We start from the raw sequence: 17,904 nt of genomic DNA, 5'->3' as shown, positions 1-17,904 counted from the left end.
CCCCGCAACGAGTTCACCGCTCGTTGCGGGGCGCTGTTGCGCGTTCGGAGTCGTCGAGGAACCGCCACGCGGTGTCTGGCCAGAATCGGAGGCGCAGGCTAGGTTCCGAGGTCGAAGCGGATACCGGAACGTAGCAGCGCGGTGGCGGACAGCCCGAACATGCGGTGGAAAGTTTCGCTGAAGTGCGACGGGGTGGCGAAACCGGCATCTGTGGCGCATCGGGTGAGATCGCGGCCGTCCGCGGCGTCTCGCAGTGCGTGGATGACCCGGGCCCACCGCTGGTAGCCGCGAAATGTGGTGCCGCTGCGCTGGGCGAACAAGCGGAGAAAATGGGGGGTGGACAGGCCCAGGTTCGCGGCGACCGCATCGGCACGGAAGGTGCGATTCGGATCCCGGCGGATCGCGGTGGCGACCCGCTCGATCCGCGGATCGGCAATCGGCGCCCGACCTGCACTGGCCCGAGCGAAGATCTGGTCCGGATCCACGTCATCGCCACGGCACAGCTCGACGAGCTCCTGTTCCCGTCGGTGGCCGAGACCGTAAGGCCCGGTGGTCACCGTCATCTCGTCCGCGATGGCGGTTGCCGGCGCGCCGGCGGGATCGACGAACAGCAGCAGGATCCACTCTCCCGGTGCGAGGACGCGGTGCACCGAGTGGGCGGGGGCGAACGAACTACCGGTGCGTACGTCCCCGTGTGCGGCTGTCTCGAGGATGAACGGCCCATGCAGGCCCACGCTGAGCACCGCTACCGAGACCGAATGCGGGTCTACGCCCAGCTCTGGCCCGATGTACCCGACATGCCCCGGCCGCAGCCACACCATCGGCGATATTGCCGGACCGCATATTTCCGAAAGCGCACCCACCGTCACAGCTGCCAGGGTATCGCTGCGTCGTTCGGAACACAGCGGCCGATGAAGAGCATCACGAACAGCCCGGAGGGCACATCATGCGAGGCAAAGTTCCCCTTGCTGGAGCAGCGGTCGGTGAACAGTTCGTCGAAGACGGGACAGCAATGACCACCATCGACGTTGCCGAGACGAGAGAGCAGTCCCCACCATCACCTGATGCCGATGCCGTGGCGGGCCACAGCGTGGCCGGGTTGCTGCGTCCTTATCTGGGGAGTTTCGGCGCTCTTGTCATCTTTCAGGCGATCGGTGCTGTCGCGGGTCTGGCGCCTTTGCTGGCTGTTGTCGAATTGGGTCGAATTTTTTTGTCGCCCTTACCGATCGATCACGGTCACGTCTGGATCGTCGTGATAGCGGGTGCGGTCGGGTTGTTGATCCGGCTGTTGTTCACGGCCGCATCATCGGGAATCGGGCATATTGTCGATGGCCGGGTGCAGCTGTCGTTCCGCAGGCAATTGGCGGCACGGTTGGGGCACGTACCTATCGGCTGGTTCTCCCGGCGCCGGACCGGCGAATTGGCAAAGGTGGTGGGTGAGGACGTCAGTGCCGTGCACCCGTTCATCGCCCACGCCCCGGGCGAGCTCATCGCCGCCTTCGTGGTGCCACTGGCGTCACTGATCTATTTGTTCACCATCGACTGGCGGCTCACCCTGATCACGCTGATACCGGTGGTGTTGGCGGTGGCGCTGGTCCCGCTGATGATGACCCCGACGCGGCAGCGCGAGCAGGAAGAGTTCGATGCGGCCATGGGACGGATTTCGAATTCCGTCGTCGAATTCGTACAGGGCATCTCGGTGGTCAAGGCGTTCGGCGGATCCGGGCGCGCGCACAGTAAATTCCGCACGGCCGCAGACGATTTCGTCGCCGCCTTCTACCGGTGGGTGCACGGTGTCTCCGTGATCGCCGCGGGCATGCAGCTGGCGCTGTCACCACCTTTCGTGCTGCTGGTCGTGCTGATCGGCGGTGCGGTTCTGATCACCAACGGCGGCATGGCCCCGGCCGATCTGCTGCCGTTCCTGCTGCTCGGACTCGGCCTGACCGCTCCGGTGGCGGCCCTCGGCCACGGCTTCGACGATGTGCAGGCCGCCCGGCGTGCGCTCGGACGAATCCAGGAAGTGCTTGCGGTGCAGTCACTTCCGGAGCCCGCGCACCCGGTCGCACCACAGGGGCATCGGGTGGAACTGCGCGAGGTTCGATTCGGTTACGACGACGAGCACGAGGTACTGCGCGGGATCGACCTGGTGCTGGCGCCCGGGACGGTCACCGCGATCGTCGGGCCGTCGGGCAGCGGAAAGTCCACGCTGGTTCAGCTTTTGCCGGGGTTCTTCGATCCGACGCACGGTTCGGTCACCCTCGGCGGTGTCGATCTTCGCGAAATCGGCAGTCGGGAGCTCTATCGGATGGTCTCCTTCGTCTTCCAGGATGTTCGACTGTTGCGTGCGTCGGTCGCGGACAATATCGCGCTCGCGGTTCCGCATGCCGACCTCGATGACGTGATGCGCGCCGCCCGGCTGGCGAATATCCACGATCGAATTCTCGAGCTGCCGCGCGGATACGACACCGTGATCGATGCGCAGGCGGGATTGTCCGGCGGTGAGGCACAGCGGATTTCGATCGCGCGTGCACTGCTCGCCGACACACCCGTGCTGGTACTCGACGAAGCGACCGCTTTCGCCGACCCGCAGACCGAACAGGCGGTGCGTCAGGCCTTGGCGACGTTGCAGGGCGATCGGACCATTCTGGTCATCGCCCATCGCATGGAGACGATCGCCGACGCCGACACCGTGGTGATGCTGGAGTACGGGTCCATCGTCGAGCATGGCAGGCCCACCGAACTCCTCGCACAGGGTGGAAAGTTCGCGGCGTTCTGGCAATCACAACGATCGGCAATCGACACCGAAACCCCTTGGGGGATGCCAACCGGCGGGGCGGGTAATTACGGCGCCCCACAAGGAGACGAGCGATGATTCGAATGCTACTGCGCGTGCTGGGACCCGAGTATGCCAAGCCAGTGCGTCGCACCTTGGTCCTTATGACGACGACCGCGATAGCCGAGGGTTTGTCCTACGCACTGCTGGTTCCCGTACTGCGGGAACTGTTCGGGAGCACACCCACAGCCGCCCTGCCCTGGCTGATCGCATTCGCGGCCGCCGTCGCGGTCTACGCGGCGCTGCGCTATCGCAGCGATCTGTCCGGCTTCCGGGTCGGGACCACCCTGTTGCGCGGTATGTATCACCGGCTCGGCGACCATCTGGCCCGATTGCCGCTGGGCTGGTACGGCCCGGGCCGTGTCGGGGAGGTGTCCGTCCTGGCCAGCCGCGGTGTGCTGCAGGCGATGAGCGTGATCGCGCATCTGCTGGCCCCGTTCATCTCCGCCGCGGTGACTCCTCTGACAATCGTCGCCGTGATGTTCGCCTTCAACTGGCAACTGGGGTCGGCCGCATTGCTGGCCGCCCCGATCATTGCGGCGATCCAGATCTGGACCGGACGCTCAATGGCCGCCGACGATGCGCAGCGCCACGAACGCGACCACGACGCCACCGGACGCGTCATCGAATATCTCCAGGCCCAACCGGTGCTGCGGGCGGGCGGGCGGACCGCCGAACGCTTCCGGCTGCTCGACGACTCACTGCACGAAGTCCAGCGCACATCCCGCCGCACCACGCTGTCGGCGCTACCGGGCATCTTGGGCCTGGCGATCACGGTGCAGGCGACATTCACCGCCCTACTCACCCTGGGTGCCTACCTCGCCCTCGGCGGAGCTGGGCTACCCGGTCGCTCCGCAACCTCCGCTCCCATCGGCGCGGCAGAGCTTTTGGCGATCCTGGTGCTGGCCGCCCGCTGCGCGGAGCCGCTGCTGTCGCTATCGGAAATCGGCGGCAAACTCCGCAGCGCGCGTTCGGTGCTCACGCGACTCGAGACGGTATTGCGCACCGAACCGCTACCGCAAGCTCCCGACCCGATCCAGCCGGTGGGTGGTGACCTGGAGTTCGAATCCATCACCTTCCGCCGGGGCGATCGCACCGTGTTCGACGATGTGTCGCTGTCGGTACCAGCGGGCCAACGGCTTGCCGTCGTCGGACCGTCGGGCGCGGGAAAAACCACCCTGCTGCAATTGCTCGGGCGGTTCTACGACGTGGACGCGGGCGCAGTCCGGGTCGGTGGCGTGGATGTACGCGCGATCGCCACCGACGTGCTGATGGACCAGATCGCCATCGTCTTCCAAGATGTCTATCTCTTCGACGGCACCATCGAGGAAAACGTGCGCCTCGGCCGTCCCGACGCCGAGGACGCCGAAGTGCGGGCGGCAGCGACCGCAGCGCGGTTGGACGAGGTGATCGAGCGATTGCCCGGCGGCTGGGCAGCGCATGTCGGCGAGGGCGGCGCACTGCTTTCCGGTGGTGAACGCCAGCGGGTTTCGATCGCGCGAGCACTGCTGAAGAATGCGCCCATCGTGCTGCTGGACGAGGTGACCTCGGCACTGGATCCGGTGAACGAGGCAGCCGTCCACGAAGGTATCGAGCGCTTGATGGCGGGGCGGACGGTCGTGCTGGTCGCGCATCGGCTGCGTACCGTCCAACGCGCCGATCGCATCGTCTTCCTGGACGGCGGCAGGATCGTCGAACAGGGCACGCACGACGAACTCCTGCACCGCGCCGGCCGCTACGCCGAGTTCTGGAATCTCTCCCTGACATCTTGACCAGCCGATACAGACATTCGGGTATGCAAGTGTTCGTGTCACCAATGGGAACACCTACCAGCTGTGGGTAACGTCTGCTCCGTTATCAAAGCGAAATAAGCAGACGAGGCATATGTCGAGGATTACCCGAAGCTTTACCCGGCTGACCGCGGGCGCTGCCGCGGGTTTGATCGGACTTGCCGTGGCGGCGTTGCCCGCGCAGGCACAGCAGAGTCCGGACAACCCGCAGTACGCGCCGACAATGCTCATTCTGGACGCGTCCGGTTCCATGCAGCGCCCCGATCCGGCAGGCACCATGATGGATGCCGCCAAGACCGCCGTGCGAAACTTCGTCGGTTCGGCACCCGCGGAATCCAAAGTGGGGCTGACCGTTTACGGCACGAGCACCGGAAATACCGAGGCGGAGAAGGCATCCGGCTGCCGTGACGTCCGGGTCCTGCACAAACCCGAAACCCTGGACCGGACCGCATTGACCAGCGCGGTCGACGGGATCAAAGCTAGCGGCTGGACACCGATGGGCACGGCACTGCGCCAGGCCGCAGAGACACTGCCGAAATCGGGACCGCGCTCGATCGTCCTCGTCTCCGACGGAGACGACACCTGCTCCCCACCCGATCCCTGTGAAGTCGCTCGCGAATTGAAAAAGCAGGGGCTCGATCTCATCGTGCACACCATCGGATTCGCCGTCGACGCCAAGGCCCGCGCCCAGCTGACCTGCATGGCGCAGGCCACCGGTGGTACCTACAGCGACGCCGCCGACGGTCCCGCACTCGAACGGACACTGCCGCGCATATCATCGGCCGCCCTGCGCAATTACAAGGCCGTCGGCATACCGATCACCGGCGCGCCGACCTACGCCGCCGCGCCGGTCGCCGCCCCGGGCCAGTATCTGGACACCATCGGGCAGCAGGAAAAGCGCTACTGGGCAGTCGATGTCCCGGCGGGAGCGACCACGTACTTCAGTGGCACCCTGTCCTTTCCGCGACTGCGCGATATTTCCCCGACCGACGATCTGAACGTGCTGCAAATGCGGGTCTACGGTGCGGATGGCGAGGACTGCAATGTCTTCGAATTCGAGAGCTCCACCAAATCCAGCGACGGTGTCGCGCTCACCGTGGCGAAGGCCTTCGACGGTGCGACCAAGGAACGCAAGGGCAACAGCGGCTCCGATAAATGCAAGGGCGGCGGCCGCTACTACTTCCAATTGACCTGGGAGAAGGTATCCGCCGGTGTGCCGGAACGACTTCCGATCGAACTCATCGTCGGTATCGAACCCGCGGTGACCGATGCCGGTCCGGTCGCGGTCGCACCGCCGACGACCTTCGTTGAAGCGAGCGGTGCGGGTACGCCGGTATCCGGCGGCTCATCGTTCACCGTGGCAGGTACGCTGCCGGGCAGCGGTCGCTACACCGATGCGCTGCAGCCGGGTGAATTCGTGTTCTATCGCGTCAGATTGGACTGGGGTCAGGGCCTCGCCTATCGAGTTCGGTTCGGGGCCAACGGCGTTCGCGGACTCGACAACCTCTCCAATATCCGAACCACCCTCTACAGCCCGATCCGCGAGGAGATCGATTCGGACTTCTCCTCCTATACCGGCACCGAGGGTGTCCTGCCGACCAATAAGGCGATAGCCACGGTGCCGATTCGGTACAACAACCGCAAGGCCGACCAGCTGGAGTCACGGCGGGAGGCGGTGGCCGGTTGGTACTACATCGCCGTCAAACTCGGCTCGACCTTCGAACAGGGTGAAAACCGCCCGGTATCGGTGCAATTGGATCTCACCGTCACCGACACCAAAGAGAACGGCCCGCAGTATGCGAGCACGATCGGCGAGGGCGTTTTCGGTGAGAATTCCACCGGTGTGAAGACACCGACGAGCCGCACGCCCGGCGCGGCCCCCGCGGTCGCGGAATCGCGGGCGTCCGAATCGGATTCGCCGACCGGTTGGATCATGACCGGTGTGATCTGCGTTGTGATCATCGGCGTGGCCGGTGTGCTGATCGGATTGCTCGTCACACGCAGGCGACGCGGTTAGCCGAAAGCCCGCTGGCACCATCGGGTGTCAGCGGGCTGCTTCGAGACCGAGTTTCCCGGCGAGACGGGTCAAGTATGCGCGTACGTCATCGGCATCGCGATCCGGCAGACCGAAAACCGCTTCGGTGATACCCAATTCGGCCCACCGCGCGAGTTGTGTGGCATCGTGACGTCCGGCCAGCGCAATGACTTCCGGACTGCCCTCGCGCTCGTGTTCGCGCCAAACCCGGTGCAGCAGTGCGATCTTCTCCCCGAGGCCCTCCTCGGTGGGGGTGGTCAGCCAGCCGTCGGCATTCTTGGCCAGCCAGGTGAACGACTGTTCTGTCCCGGCCGCGCCGAGAATCACCGGAATCCGTTTCTGCACCGGCTTGGGCCAGGACCAGCTCGGCCCGAAATTCACGAATTGCCCCGCGAAGCTGGCCTCCTCCTCTGACCACAATGCGCGCATCGCATCCAGATGTTCACGCAATACCGTCCTGCGCTTATTCGCGGGGACCCCATGATGCGCCATCTCATCGGTATTCCAGCCGAAACCGACGCCGAGGCTGACCCGGCCGCCGGACAGATGATCCAGTGAGGCGAGGGTTTTGGCCAGGGTGATCGGATGGTGTTCGGCGGGTAGGGCGACCGCGGTGGACAGCGTGATCCGGCTGGTGACCGCCGCCGCGGTGGCCAGCGCGACCCATGGGTCCAGCGTGCGCAGATACCGGTCGTCGGGCAGGCTCGCATCCCCGGTGCGCGGATGGGCCGCCGCCCGAACCACCGGGATATGGGTGTGTTCGGGCACGTAGAAGGCATCGAATCCGGCTTGTTCGGCGGCCGCGGCCGCATCGGCGGGCGTAATGCCCCGGTCACTGGTGAACAACACAATTCCGTACCGCACCGTGCACGCTCCCATCTGCAAATTAGAACAAGTTCTATCACTTTTGGCGGCTTCGACCAAGCGTCCGGACATCCGTCCAGCCCTCGAGGCGGTCCCTCGGACCACTGCGGATGCGAACCCGGGCCTCGGTTGACTACGGTCGCGCTCATGGGTCCGGACATATTTCCAGGAGGAGACGACACCGCCCCCGGCGATCAGGCGGCCAGGCGGCCGCGATTGCGCTTCCTGCGAGCGCCCCGCGTTCCGGTCGTCAAACAGGCGGTCGATCTGCTGGTCGCCGACCGTCCGGCCACCGCCGATCACATCGTCGCCGCGCCCACGCCGCTGCAGCCGATCGATCTCACCGACGATGCCCGCGTCGCCGAGGTGCTCGATCTGGCCGTGCGGGTGGGCGAGGTGGTGCTCGCCTCGGGTACGGGTGTCAACGACACGATGACCCAGGTGCGTTTCATCGCCGCCACCTATGGACTGGCGCGCTGCGATATCGACGTCACCTATGACGCGATCAGGATCTGGGCCGACCGCGGTCCACTGCTGCCGCCCGCCAGCAGCATGCGGGTGGTCAAATACCGATCCCTCGACTTCACCCGTTTGGCCGCGGTCGACCGGCTCACCCGCCGCATCCGCAATGAGGTCGTCCCACCCGTGGACGCGCGCGCTCGTTTGGATGCGATCACCTCAGCGCCGCATCCGTACCACCGCTGGGTCGCCACCTTCGGCTGGTCGCTGCTGGCCGCATCGATCGCGGCGCTGCTCGGCGGCGGCTGGCTGGTCGCCGCGGTCAGCTTCGGCACCACCCTGGCCATCGACCGCGTCAATCGCGTGCTGAATCGCTACGGTCTGCCGTTCTTCTTCCAGCATGTGGTGGGCGGCGCCGTCGCGGCGACACCGGCGCTGCTGCTGGCCACCCTGGCGGCAACCCTGCATATCGATGTCGACCCGACGCTGGTCATCGCCGCCGGAATCACCGTGCTGCTCAGTGGTTTGCAGCTGGTCGGTGCGGTGCAGGACGCGATAACCGGCGCGCCGATCACCGCGACCGCCCGCATGCTCGAGGTCATGATGATGACCGGCGGCATTATCGCGGGCATCGCGATGGCACTGCGGATCGGCGATATGCTCGGCGCCACGATCCCACCGGTCTATCTGACCTCCAGCCGCGATATCACCGATCTGCCGATCAAGATCGCGGCTGGTGCGGTGGCCGCGCTGGCGTTCGCACTCGCCTGCTACGCCGAACGCCGCGCACTCGCCGCGGCCGCCTTCGGTGGTGCGGCGGGCACGATCTGTTTCCTGCTCGTACAGCATCTGGGCTTCGGTCCGGTGATCTCCTCCGCGGTCGCCGCGACGCTGGTCGGTCTGGCCGGTGGTCTGATGGCACGGCGGGCGCTGACTCCACCGCTGGTCGTCGCGCTCGCGGGCATCACGCCACTGCTCCCGGGTCTGAAGGTGTATCGCGGGCTGTTTGCCCTGCTCAACGACGAGCTGTTGATCGGAGGCAATCAGGTTCTCGCCGCGGTCGGCGTCGGGTGTGCGCTGGCCGCGGGCGTCACCCTCGGCGAGTGGTTCGACCGCACCGTGCGCCGTCCGCGCATCCTGAGCCGATTCGGCTCGATCCGCCGACCGGTCATCGTGCACCGGCGCCGACTTCCGCGCCATCCGCATCGTCGCGAATCCGGCCGTCGATCATGATGCACCGGTAGCCGGCAGGGGCGGCCGGTATGGTTATACGGAATGGTTAGGGTGCCCAAAGCCAACGTCGGCATCGGTGAGGTGGTTCGGATATGTCGGATACGGTCCCGTTCTCCACGGCGATCCGCACCGCCACTGCACAGCAGCACGAAGCGGCGGAGAACTCCTCGTTCATCAGTGACATGCTCGGCGGCGAACTCGGCATCGACTCCTATCACCGCTACACCGCCCAACTCTGGTTCATCTACCGCGCCTTGGAAGACCGCTGGGACGCCCTGGCCGACGATCCGATCGCGGGTCCGTTCATCCGTCCGGAACTGGCCAGGACCGCGGAGTTGGAACGCGACCTCGCCCACCTCATCGGACCCGACTGGCGTGCTGCCCTCGAAGCGCTGCCCGCCACCGCCGCCTACGCCGCGCGCATCGACGAATGCGCCCGCGAGTGGCCCGCCGGATATATCGCGCACCACTACACCCGATATATCGGCGACCTCTCGGGCGGCCAGGTCATCCGTGGCACCGCCGAGAAGTTGTGGAACCTCCCGCATCGCGGCGACGGTGTGCGGTTCTACGTCTTCGACGCCCTCGGCAATCCGGCGGCCTTCAAACGCGAATACCGCGGCCTGCTCGACCAATTGCCGCTCGACGATCTCGAACGCCGCCGCGTACTCGACGAGGGACAGCGGGCCTTCGCACTGAATACCGCCGTATTCGCCGAACTCGCCGCCGAATTCCCGGCACGGCGCCCCGGCTGAGTCTCAGTACGCCTCTCCGCGCGCGACCGCCGCACCAATCGTCTTGGCGATCAACGGCAGATACACGATCATCGACCAGTTCTCGACAGAGGACAGCTCAGGACGCACCGCATCCTCGAACGACAGATCCGAGCGTCCGATCACCTGTCACAGACCGGTGATGCCTGGGTTCACCTGCAGCCTGCGCCGCATATTGCTGTCGTAGGTGTCGACCTCGCGCAGTACCTCCGGACGCGGGCCGACCATGCCCATCTCACCGCGCAGCACGTTGGGGAACTGGGGTAGCTCGTCGCGGCTGAACTTGCGATTGGTCTTGCCGATCGGGTGATCGGCGGAGCGTCCTTCATCTTGAAGAACACCGGATTGCCGCCGGTCGCCTCGATGAGCGCCGCGACAGTGCCAGCGGGGCGCCGGGCGCTCCACTGCTGCGTGGGCATCCTGGGGTGAGAATCGCTCACCCTCGGGTTTGCTGGGCGATCCCTGAGGTTCCTACTTTCGGCGGGGCGGAGCGACGACAGTCATATGTAGTCCCGATGACGTCCATCCCCCGGAGGAATACGCACTATGCAGCCGAGTTACGTCCACCACGTCCGGCAGCAAGTATGCGAATACGGGGATACGAGGTCCTACACATACCTGCGTGAGGCCGGTCGCGAGCTCGTCGAGGAGATTGTCAGCTATCGCGAACTCGATCGCGACGCCAGAGCCGTGGCCGGTTGGTTGGCCGATCGTCCGGAGTCGACGCAGCCCGTTGTTCTCCTCTACCAGGACGGTATGGCGTTTCTGCGGGCATTTCTCGGCTGCCTGTATGCCGGTGTCGTGGCCGTTCCCGCGCCGCTGCCGAACTACGAGCGCAGCGCCGACCGGCTAGCGGGCATAATCGCGGATTCCGGCGCCCGGTTGGTGCTCACGACCACCCAGTTCCAGCCACTGGTCGCGGCGACCACAACTGCGGTCGTCGTCGCCACCGACGGCCCGCTCGGCGACCCCGACGCCTGGCAGATGCCCGATATCGACTCCCGGACGATCGCATTCCTGCAATACACCTCGGGATCGACTGGCACCCCGAAGGGTGTCGTCGTGACGCACGGCAATCTCATGCACAACGAGGCGGCCATCGCCGCCGGGGGCGGGCTGGACGATACCGCGACCGGTGTCGCCTGGATCCCGCACTTCCACGACATGGGCCTGATCGGCTTTCTGCTCGGGGCGGTGTACTCCGGCGGGAATCTGGTGTTCATGTCGCCGATGACATTCCTCAAGCGTCCGGTGCGCTGGCTGCAGGCCATCAGCAAGTATCGAGCAACCTACACCGGCGCGCCGAACTTCGCATACGACCTGATCGTGCGCCGAGTAACCGACGAGCAGCTGGCCGATCTCGATCTCAGCGGTCTGCGGTCCGCGTTGTGCGGCGCCGAGCCGGTTCGCGAACGGACCGTGGCGGCGGTAAACGAGCGGTTCTCGGTCGCAGGATTGCAGCCCACTGCATTCCTGCCGGCCTACGGCCTGGCGGAGGTGACGCTGCTCGCCAGCTACGGACGGATCGACGCGGCACCGGTCTACCTCGACGCCGGGCGCGATACCCGGCTCGTCAGCTGCGGACGCGCGGCGCGCGGTCTCGACATCCGCATTGTCGACCCGCACACGCGTAAACAGGTGCCGGACAACACTGTCGGCGAGATCTGGATTCGCGGCGACAGTGTTGCCGCTGGCTATTGGAACTGCCCCGAGGAGACCCGCGAGACCTTCGACGCGCACATCGGTACCGAGGGCCCGTTCCTGCGCACCGGGGATCTCGGTCTGCTGCACGACGAGGAGCTGTTCGTCGCGGGCCGCCTCAAGGATCTCCTGATCATCAACGGCCGCAACCTGTATCCCCAGGACGTCGAGGAACTGGTGGGCGCGCTGCATCCGGCACTCGCCGGCAGCGTCGGCGTCGCCGTATCCGTCGACGCGGGTGGCCGGGAACGACTGGTCGTGCTGCATGGCATCAAGAAGGCACTGCTCGGCGAGGCCACACTCACCGAGCTGACCTCGGCGATCAAAATCGCGGTCGCCCGAGGATTCGATGTGCCCGCGCCGAATGTCGTTCTCGTAGAAACCCGTTCGGTGCATCACACCACCAGCGGCAAGGTCCAACGCAGCTCGATGCGGGCGGCGTTCCTGGACGATCGCGTCGAGGGTGTCCTGCACGAAGATCTCGAACCGGCACTGAGCCGATCACTGACCGTCTGACCGACCCGTATCGCCGAGGAGCCGAATATGTTCGACACAGTCGCCGCCTGCCCGACAACGATCCAGGGCTGGCTCGTGCAGCGCGTCGCGGATTACACCGAACGTGCACCGCACCAAGTGGATCCGGCGGTCCCGCTCGCCGAACTCGGTCTCGACTCGGCTTCAGCGGTGACCCTGTGCGGTGAGATCGAGGACCGGTGGTCACTCGATGTCGACCCGACCCTGGTCTTCGACTACCCCACCATCGCCGATATCGCCGCCCACCTCGCCGCCGAATTCGCCCACGCCGCATGACCGATATCGCCATCGTCGGCCTCGACTGCCGATTCCCGCAAGCACCCGATCCGAATGCACTGTGGCAGATGCTGCTCGAAGGACGAGACGCGATTTCGGAGGTGCCCGCGAACCGCTGGCATGCCGACGACTTCCACGATCCGGCCGGTGCGCCCGGCACGATCAATACCCGCAGCGGCGGATTCATCGCCGACGCGGACGCGTTCGACCACGAATTCTTCGGTATCGCACCGCGGGAAGCCGAAGCGATGGATCCCCAACAGCGCCTACTACTGCAGTCCACCTGGCGCGCCTTCGAAGATGCCGCACTCGACCCTCGGGCGCAGTCCGGCACGCGCACCGGGGTTTTCGTCGGTGTGATGGCCAACGAGTGGGCGAATCTGCAGATGAGCGACTATGCCGCCATCACACCGCAGCACGGTTCGGGCAACGGGTATTTCATGACCGCGAACCGGCTTTCATATCAGCTCGATCTGCGCGGTCCGAGTATCGCGGTCGATACCGCTTGTTCGTCATCGCTGGTCGCGATCCATCTCGCCTGTGGCGCACTGGCTTCCGGCGAATGCGATCAGGCGGTCGCCGGTGGTGTGAACCTCGTTCTCACCCCGGCTGTCGGCGTGTTCTACACCCAGGCGGGTCTGTCCGCACCGGATGCCCGGTGTAAACCGTTCAGCGGCAACGCCGATGGGATCGTGCGCGGCGAGGGTGTCGCCGTGCTCGTTCTACGACGGTTGGCCGATGCGGTGGCCGAGGGTCTGCCGGTCTACGCGGTGATCAAGGGCAGCGCGGTCAACTCCGACGGCCGCAGCAACGGCATCACCGCGCCGAACCGGTGGGCACAGCAGCAGGTGATCACCGAGGCGTATCAGCGGGCCGGAGTACGGGCCGACGATGTGGACTTCGTCGAAGCACACGGCACCGGAACGATTCTCGGTGACATGATCGAGGTCAAGGCGCTCGGCGCACTGCACGGGACCGACCGAGCCGAACCCTGCGGTATCGGTTCGATCAAGGGCAATCTCGGCCATACCGAGGGCGCTGCCGGTGTCGCCGGACTGATCAAGGTCGCGCTCGGTCTGCACCACGGTATTGTCGCGCCGACGAGATTCGCCGCGCAGGAAAACCCCCGGCTGCGGATGAGTCACCATGGTCTGCGCTTGGTCGCGGAACCGATGCCGCTGCACGGACCGGCACTCGGCGGGGTCAGCAGCTTCGGGATCGGTGGCACGAACGCGCACATTGTGCTGGCTAGCGCACCCGCGAAGTCAGCTCCGGCGGCGTCCGGCGGTGGCGTGCTCACGCTGTCATCGAATGACCTGGATGGGTTGCGTCGCAATGCGCTTCGGCTCGCCGACGCATTGGCGACGGTGCCGGAGGATCGGTTCGCACAGCTGTGCTGGACCAGTAACCAGGTCAAATCTTCCGGACGCACGCGACTGGCGATCGTCGCGACCGATCGCGCCGACGCTATCGCACGCCTGCGGGGCGAGCCCGAAATCGGTGTGGCACAAGCGGTCGGCACCGGTTGGATGTTCACCGGTCAGGGCTCGCAGTTCGCCGGGATGGCACGGGCATTGGAGGCGACGAACCCATCGTTCCAGCACGCCCTGTGGGCAGTCGATGATTGCATGTTCGACCACCTGGATCGCTCGGTGCGCGATCTGCTGCTCGATGAGAGCACCGATATCGACCGCACCGACCTCGCACAACCCGCCATCTTCGCGATGGAATACGCACTCGCCCGCTCACTCGCCGACGCGGGCGTGCGGCCCACATGGCTCATCGGCCACAGCATCGGCGAATTCGCGGCCGCGGCCGTCGCGGGCGTTTTCGACCTCGACGACGCGTGTCGACTGGTGGTCGCGCGCGGTCGGCTGATGCAGCGGTTGCCCGAGGGCGGCGCGATGCTCGCCGTTCGCGCGGACGAGGACCGGGTTGCCGATCTGATCACCGACGAACCCATGGTCGCGATAGCCGCCGTCAATGCGGGCGCGGAACTCGTGCTTTCCGGTCCCGGCGCCGCGCTCGACCGGATCCGGGGCACACTCGAGGCACACGGGGTGAACACCAAGGCGCTCAACGTTTCCCATGCGTTCCACAGTCCATTGATGGCACCGATGCTGGCCGAGTTCGAAGCTGTCGCCCGTCGCTGCACCTACCGGACACCGAGCATTCCCATCTACTCGACCGTGCGCGGCCGACTGCTCGACGAGTCCGAGGCAATGGATGCCGCGTATTGGACCGAACACATCCGTGCGACAGTACGTTTCGCCGACGCCGTCGAGGCCGCGCTCGACACCGAGCCCAGCCATATCATCGAGATCGGACCGCGCCGGATCCTGACCGCCCTGGTCAGCCGGACACGGCCCGAGATGACACCGCGCTGCCTCGTGCCGAGCCCCGGACCGGCGGCGACCGGCACCGAATTCGCGCAAACCGTTGCCGCACTGTATCGCGACGGTTTCACCCCCGATTGGGATCAGCTCTACCGACCGGCGCAGCGTGTCCGGCGCCGCCTACCGGCCTACGAGTTCTCGACCGCACACCGATTCTGGGTCGAACCCCCCACCCCCACAACGACTTCCACGACTCCTGAGGCAACAACCACGATGGATCAATTGATCGCACTTTTCCGCGAGCAGGCCGCCGTATTGGCCAGTGTCGCAACGGCATCCACCGAGATACGCACGCCGCTGCCGGATACCGACCGGTCGTCCGTCAGCCCGGAGACGGTCGCTGGCATCGTGCGCACTGAGATGGCCAGAGTCAGCGGCTTCGCGGCCGACCGATTGCGGGACCACCAGACGATCACCGATGGGCTCGGGCTCGATTCGATCATGCTCACCGACCTGTTCGGCGGACTCGTCCGCAAACTCCCCGGACTGACCATCGATCCGAGCTGGTTCACGGCGGCGACGACGCTGGGGGATGTCATCGGCTACGTCGCGGATCAGGTCACCGGTGCGCCCACTCCCGCCGCGCCCGAACCCGAACCGGAGCGCGTCGCCGTCGCGCCGGAGTATCGGATCTCGGAGTTCACCGAGGTGCGGGCGATCGCCGATCGGCTCTCCGGTGCCGAGGCACTCGGGCTGTCGAATCCGTACTTCCTGATCAATGACGGCGTCACCCGGGACACCTCGGTGATCGACGGCGCACCGGTGCTCAATTTCTCCAGCTATAACTACCTGGGCCTGTCCGGTCATCCGGCGGTCGTGACGGCCGTGCAGGATTCGGTCGCCCGCTATGGCAGTTCGTGTTCGGCCAGCCGCGTGCTCTCCGGCGAGAAGCCGGTGCACCGCGAGCTCGAGGCCGAACTCGCCGGTTTGCTCGGCACCGAGGATGCGATCGCACTCGTCGGCGGCCATTCGACGAATGTCACGATCATCGGACATATCGTCGGACCGCAGGATCTGGTGATCCACGACAGCCTCGCGCACGACAGCATCCTGCAGGGCTGCAAACTCTCCGGCGCGACGCGGCGGCCGTTCCCGCACAACGACCACGCGGCGCTCGACCGGCTGCTCACCGAGATCCGGCACCAGTACCGCCGTGTGCTGATCCTCATCGAGGGCGTCTACAGCCAGGACGGCGATATTCCGGATCTGCCCGCGATCATCGAGGTCAAGCGGAAGCACCGGGCGCTGTTGATGATCGATGAGGCCCATAGCATCGGTGTGCTCGGCGCTGGCGGTGGCGGTATCGGCGAATACTTCGGCGTCGATCGCGACGACGTGGAATTGTGGTCCGGCACAATGTCGAAGGCGCTGGCTGGCTGCGGCGGCTATGTGGCGGGTAGCGCCGAACTGATCCGCTTCCTCAAATACACCACGCCGGGATTCGTCTATAGCGTCGGCATGACCCCGATGAATGCGGCCGCGTCGGTGGCGGCGATCCGCCAGCTGCGCGCCGATCGGGCTCCGCTGAATCGCCTGCGGCACAACGCACAACTGTTCCTGCGGCTCGCTCACGATGCCGGTATCGACACCGGCGACAGCGCGGATACCCCGATTATCCCGTGCATCATCGGCGACTCGATGCAGACGTTGACACTGTCGAACGCGCTGTTGCGCCGCGGCATCAATGTCAATCCGATCCTCTACCCAGCGGTCCCGGAAAATCTTGCCCGCCTGCGCTTCTTCGTTACTGCCTGTCACACCGAGGACCAGATTCGCGACACGGTCAAGATCCTCGCCGAGGAGTTGGCCCTGCTTCGGTCAGCCGGCCGAGCCGAACTCACTACCGATTTCGGCGAATAACACCGGGGCATCGGCACCGAAGGTGACCGCGGCGGTATGCAGCGCTTCTATCGCCGCGGTCAACGCGTCCGGATCCATCGCGTGCTCGATGACGCTCAATGCGAAGTGGGGGCGATGCACGGGACCGATATCGAAGGGATTCGTCTGCGAACGCCTGGACGCGCCGAGGGTTGCGACAAGTTGGCGCGACCTGTCCTCGGCAGGTCCGAACTCCTCCTCATCCAGACGCGCGAAGGCGGTTGCCATGTCATCGAATGGCGGGGGTAACGGTCGCCCCTCGTTCAATGCCGTCAATGCCGTTGCCACCCACGCTCTTTCGGCGATACCCGCCAACTCGCAGGCCTTGACCGCGCACTGTCGAGCCAGCCGCCGCAAGGTCGGCTCATCCATGACGGCGATCGCCTCGGCGAGCGGGCGGTCGAACCGCGCTAGTTCCGCGGCCGAAAAGTGTTCGCTCAGTTCCGCTATCGGTTCGCCATTCCATTCCGTGCGCGCCATCTCCGCCTCGAGGTCAGCGGCCGGGATGCGTCGCGAACCCGTGGAGTCCATGAGGAGAACCCACTGCTCATCCACGAAATCTTCCGCCGCGTTTCGCTCGGAAAGCGGCACATCTTCCGGGATGCCGTAGCCGGGCATATCCCACTGCCGGTGCGGCAGGAGATCACCACCGTCGTCGGGCCACAACCGAATCCGCCAGATATCACCGGGCGTCGTGGTCCCCGGCCATCCGTAGCTCACGAATCCGCGACCGCTGACTTCGATCAGATAATCACCGGGCGGCACCGGACACGGATCGGCCCAGGTACCCGGCGGCGACGAAATAGTCAGCGTCCCATCGGAATCCACGCTCAACCTACCCTCGCAAACTTGCTGCCAGTCGTCACGATCGCTCGGCGGCCTGCGATCCCACACCTGCACCGTTATCGACATCTCGAAGTTGTTCTGATGCGGACTCAGCACGAGCAGAGCGGTGCCGTCGCCCGCGCACGGCCGCTGCGCACATGCCTGATCGAGTAGGTCGAGTTCGCTGTCCGGATCGCCGAAACCGCCGTCTATGCAGAACTGGCCGTAATCCATCATCAGCTGGACGGTATGCTCGGCAATCCGGTTCACCCCGTTTGTCATTCGGTCATCCTGGCATCGCGGAGCC

13 protein-coding genes are annotated in these 17,904 nt (G+C 65.7%); 8 read left to right on the top strand and 5 right to left on the bottom strand.

All coding sequences use genetic code 11. The features are described 5' to 3' along the window. Nucleotides 1–98 precede the first annotated feature (98 nt). Nucleotides 99–869, bottom strand: a complete 771-nt coding sequence (locus tag ACIBI6_RS06045) for an AraC family transcriptional regulator (protein WP_364343248.1) — start codon at nucleotides 867–869, stop codon at nucleotides 99–101. Nucleotides 870–946: 77 nt separating this feature from the next. Here ACIBI6_RS06045 and ACIBI6_RS06040 point away from each other — a divergent pair, with 77 nt between their 5' ends. The 3 genes from ACIBI6_RS06040 to ACIBI6_RS06030 all read left to right on the top strand — a co-directional run bounded on the left by ACIBI6_RS06040 (nucleotide 947) and on the right by ACIBI6_RS06030 (nucleotide 6,640). Next, nucleotides 947–2,872, top strand: a complete 1,926-nt coding sequence (locus ACIBI6_RS06040) for an ABC transporter ATP-binding protein (protein ID WP_396955467.1) — start codon at nucleotides 947–949, stop codon at nucleotides 2,870–2,872. Beyond that, the gene (locus ACIBI6_RS06035) at nucleotides 2,869–4,605 is read left to right on the top strand and encodes an ABC transporter ATP-binding protein (RefSeq protein ID WP_396955466.1); all 1,737 of its coding nucleotides are present in this window, start codon (nucleotides 2,869–2,871) and stop codon (nucleotides 4,603–4,605) included. Before ACIBI6_RS06040 ends, ACIBI6_RS06035 begins: the two co-directional genes overlap by 4 nt. Nucleotides 4,606–4,717: 112 nt before the next feature. After that, nucleotides 4,718–6,640 (top strand): VWA domain-containing protein, encoded by a 1,923-nt coding sequence (locus ACIBI6_RS06030; protein WP_396955465.1) that lies wholly within the window; start codon nucleotides 4,718–4,720, stop codon nucleotides 6,638–6,640. A 27-nt stretch (nucleotides 6,641–6,667) separates the two neighbouring features. Here the strand turns inward: ACIBI6_RS06030 and ACIBI6_RS06025 are convergent, their stop codons facing one another. After that, nucleotides 6,668–7,522: a TIGR03619 family F420-dependent LLM class oxidoreductase gene (locus ACIBI6_RS06025; RefSeq protein WP_364343260.1), complete on the bottom strand. Its 855-nt coding sequence runs from the start codon at nucleotides 7,520–7,522 to the stop codon at nucleotides 6,668–6,670. Nucleotides 7,523–7,669: 147 nt separating this feature from the next. On the opposite strand from ACIBI6_RS06025, the gene ACIBI6_RS06020 reads away from it, so the two are divergent. Together ACIBI6_RS06020 and ACIBI6_RS06015 are read left to right on the top strand one after the other, a co-directional pair. Further along, the gene (locus ACIBI6_RS06020; RefSeq protein WP_364343262.1) at nucleotides 7,670–9,214 is read left to right on the top strand and encodes a threonine/serine exporter family protein; all 1,545 of its coding nucleotides are present in this window, start codon (nucleotides 7,670–7,672) and stop codon (nucleotides 9,212–9,214) included. 92 nt (nucleotides 9,215–9,306) lie between these two features. Next, a complete protein-coding gene (locus ACIBI6_RS06015; protein ID WP_364343265.1) occupies nucleotides 9,307–9,969 on the top strand; it encodes a biliverdin-producing heme oxygenase in 663 nt (220 codons plus the stop codon). Nucleotides 9,970–9,972: 3 nt separating this feature from the next. On the opposite strand, the gene ACIBI6_RS06010 is transcribed toward ACIBI6_RS06015, so the two are convergent. Continuing rightward, entirely contained in the window at nucleotides 9,973–10,113 is a 141-nt protein-coding gene (locus tag ACIBI6_RS06010; RefSeq protein ID WP_396955464.1) for a hypothetical protein, read from the bottom strand. A gap of 3 nt (nucleotides 10,114–10,116) precedes the next feature. Further along, complete coding sequence (locus ACIBI6_RS06005; RefSeq protein WP_396955463.1) at nucleotides 10,117–10,392, bottom strand: sugar transferase; 276 nt, start codon at nucleotides 10,390–10,392, stop codon at nucleotides 10,117–10,119. A 141-nt stretch (nucleotides 10,393–10,533) separates the two neighbouring features. On the opposite strand from ACIBI6_RS06005, the gene ACIBI6_RS06000 reads away from it, so the two are divergent. From ACIBI6_RS06000 to ACIBI6_RS05990, 3 genes are read left to right on the top strand one after another with little or no spacing between them, the layout of a single operon-like run. After that, entirely contained in the window at nucleotides 10,534–12,204 is a 1,671-nt protein-coding gene (locus ACIBI6_RS06000) for a fatty acyl-AMP ligase (protein WP_364343268.1), read from the top strand. Between the two features lie 27 nt (nucleotides 12,205–12,231). Continuing rightward, the gene (locus tag ACIBI6_RS05995; protein WP_364343271.1) at nucleotides 12,232–12,498 is read left to right on the top strand and encodes an acyl carrier protein; all 267 of its coding nucleotides are present in this window, start codon (nucleotides 12,232–12,234) and stop codon (nucleotides 12,496–12,498) included. Beyond that, nucleotides 12,495–16,754 (top strand): type I polyketide synthase, encoded by a 4,260-nt coding sequence (locus ACIBI6_RS05990; protein ID WP_396955462.1) that lies wholly within the window; start codon nucleotides 12,495–12,497, stop codon nucleotides 16,752–16,754. Before ACIBI6_RS05995 ends, ACIBI6_RS05990 begins: the two co-directional genes overlap by 4 nt. Here ACIBI6_RS05990 and ACIBI6_RS05985 read toward each other — a convergent pair. Next, on the bottom strand, nucleotides 16,713–17,879 hold the full coding sequence (locus tag ACIBI6_RS05985) for a hypothetical protein (RefSeq protein ID WP_396955461.1): 1,167 nt from the start codon (nucleotides 17,877–17,879) through the stop codon (nucleotides 16,713–16,715). The genes ACIBI6_RS05990 and ACIBI6_RS05985 overlap by 42 nt on opposite strands. Nucleotides 17,880–17,904: the final 25 nt, after the last annotated feature.

The sequence above is a fragment of the Nocardia sp. NPDC050412 genome, from assembly GCF_044458825.1.
Taxonomy (GTDB): domain Bacteria; phylum Actinomycetota; class Actinomycetes; order Mycobacteriales; family Mycobacteriaceae; genus Nocardia.
This window is presented reverse-complemented; position numbering and strand designations above follow the sequence as displayed.

Coding starts and splice junctions, on each gene's coding strand:
- ACIBI6_RS06015 (WP_364343265.1), top strand. CDS start 9,307: ATGTCGGATACGGTCCCGTTCTCCACGGCGATCCGCACCGCCACTGCA.
- ACIBI6_RS06030 (WP_396955465.1), top strand. CDS start 4,718: ATGTCGAGGATTACCCGAAGCTTTACCCGGCTGACCGCGGGCGCTGCC.
- ACIBI6_RS05995 (WP_364343271.1), top strand. CDS start 12,232: ATGTTCGACACAGTCGCCGCCTGCCCGACAACGATCCAGGGCTGGCTC.
- ACIBI6_RS06040 (WP_396955467.1), top strand. CDS start 947: ATGCGAGGCAAAGTTCCCCTTGCTGGAGCAGCGGTCGGTGAACAGTTC.
- ACIBI6_RS06035 (WP_396955466.1), top strand. CDS start 2,869: ATGATTCGAATGCTACTGCGCGTGCTGGGACCCGAGTATGCCAAGCCA.
- ACIBI6_RS06020 (WP_364343262.1), top strand. CDS start 7,670: ATGGGTCCGGACATATTTCCAGGAGGAGACGACACCGCCCCCGGCGAT.
- ACIBI6_RS05985 (WP_396955461.1), bottom strand. CDS start 17,879: ATGACAAACGGGGTGAACCGGATTGCCGAGCATACCGTCCAGCTGATG.
- ACIBI6_RS06000 (WP_364343268.1), top strand. CDS start 10,534: ATGCAGCCGAGTTACGTCCACCACGTCCGGCAGCAAGTATGCGAATAC.
- ACIBI6_RS05990 (WP_396955462.1), top strand. CDS start 12,495: ATGACCGATATCGCCATCGTCGGCCTCGACTGCCGATTCCCGCAAGCA.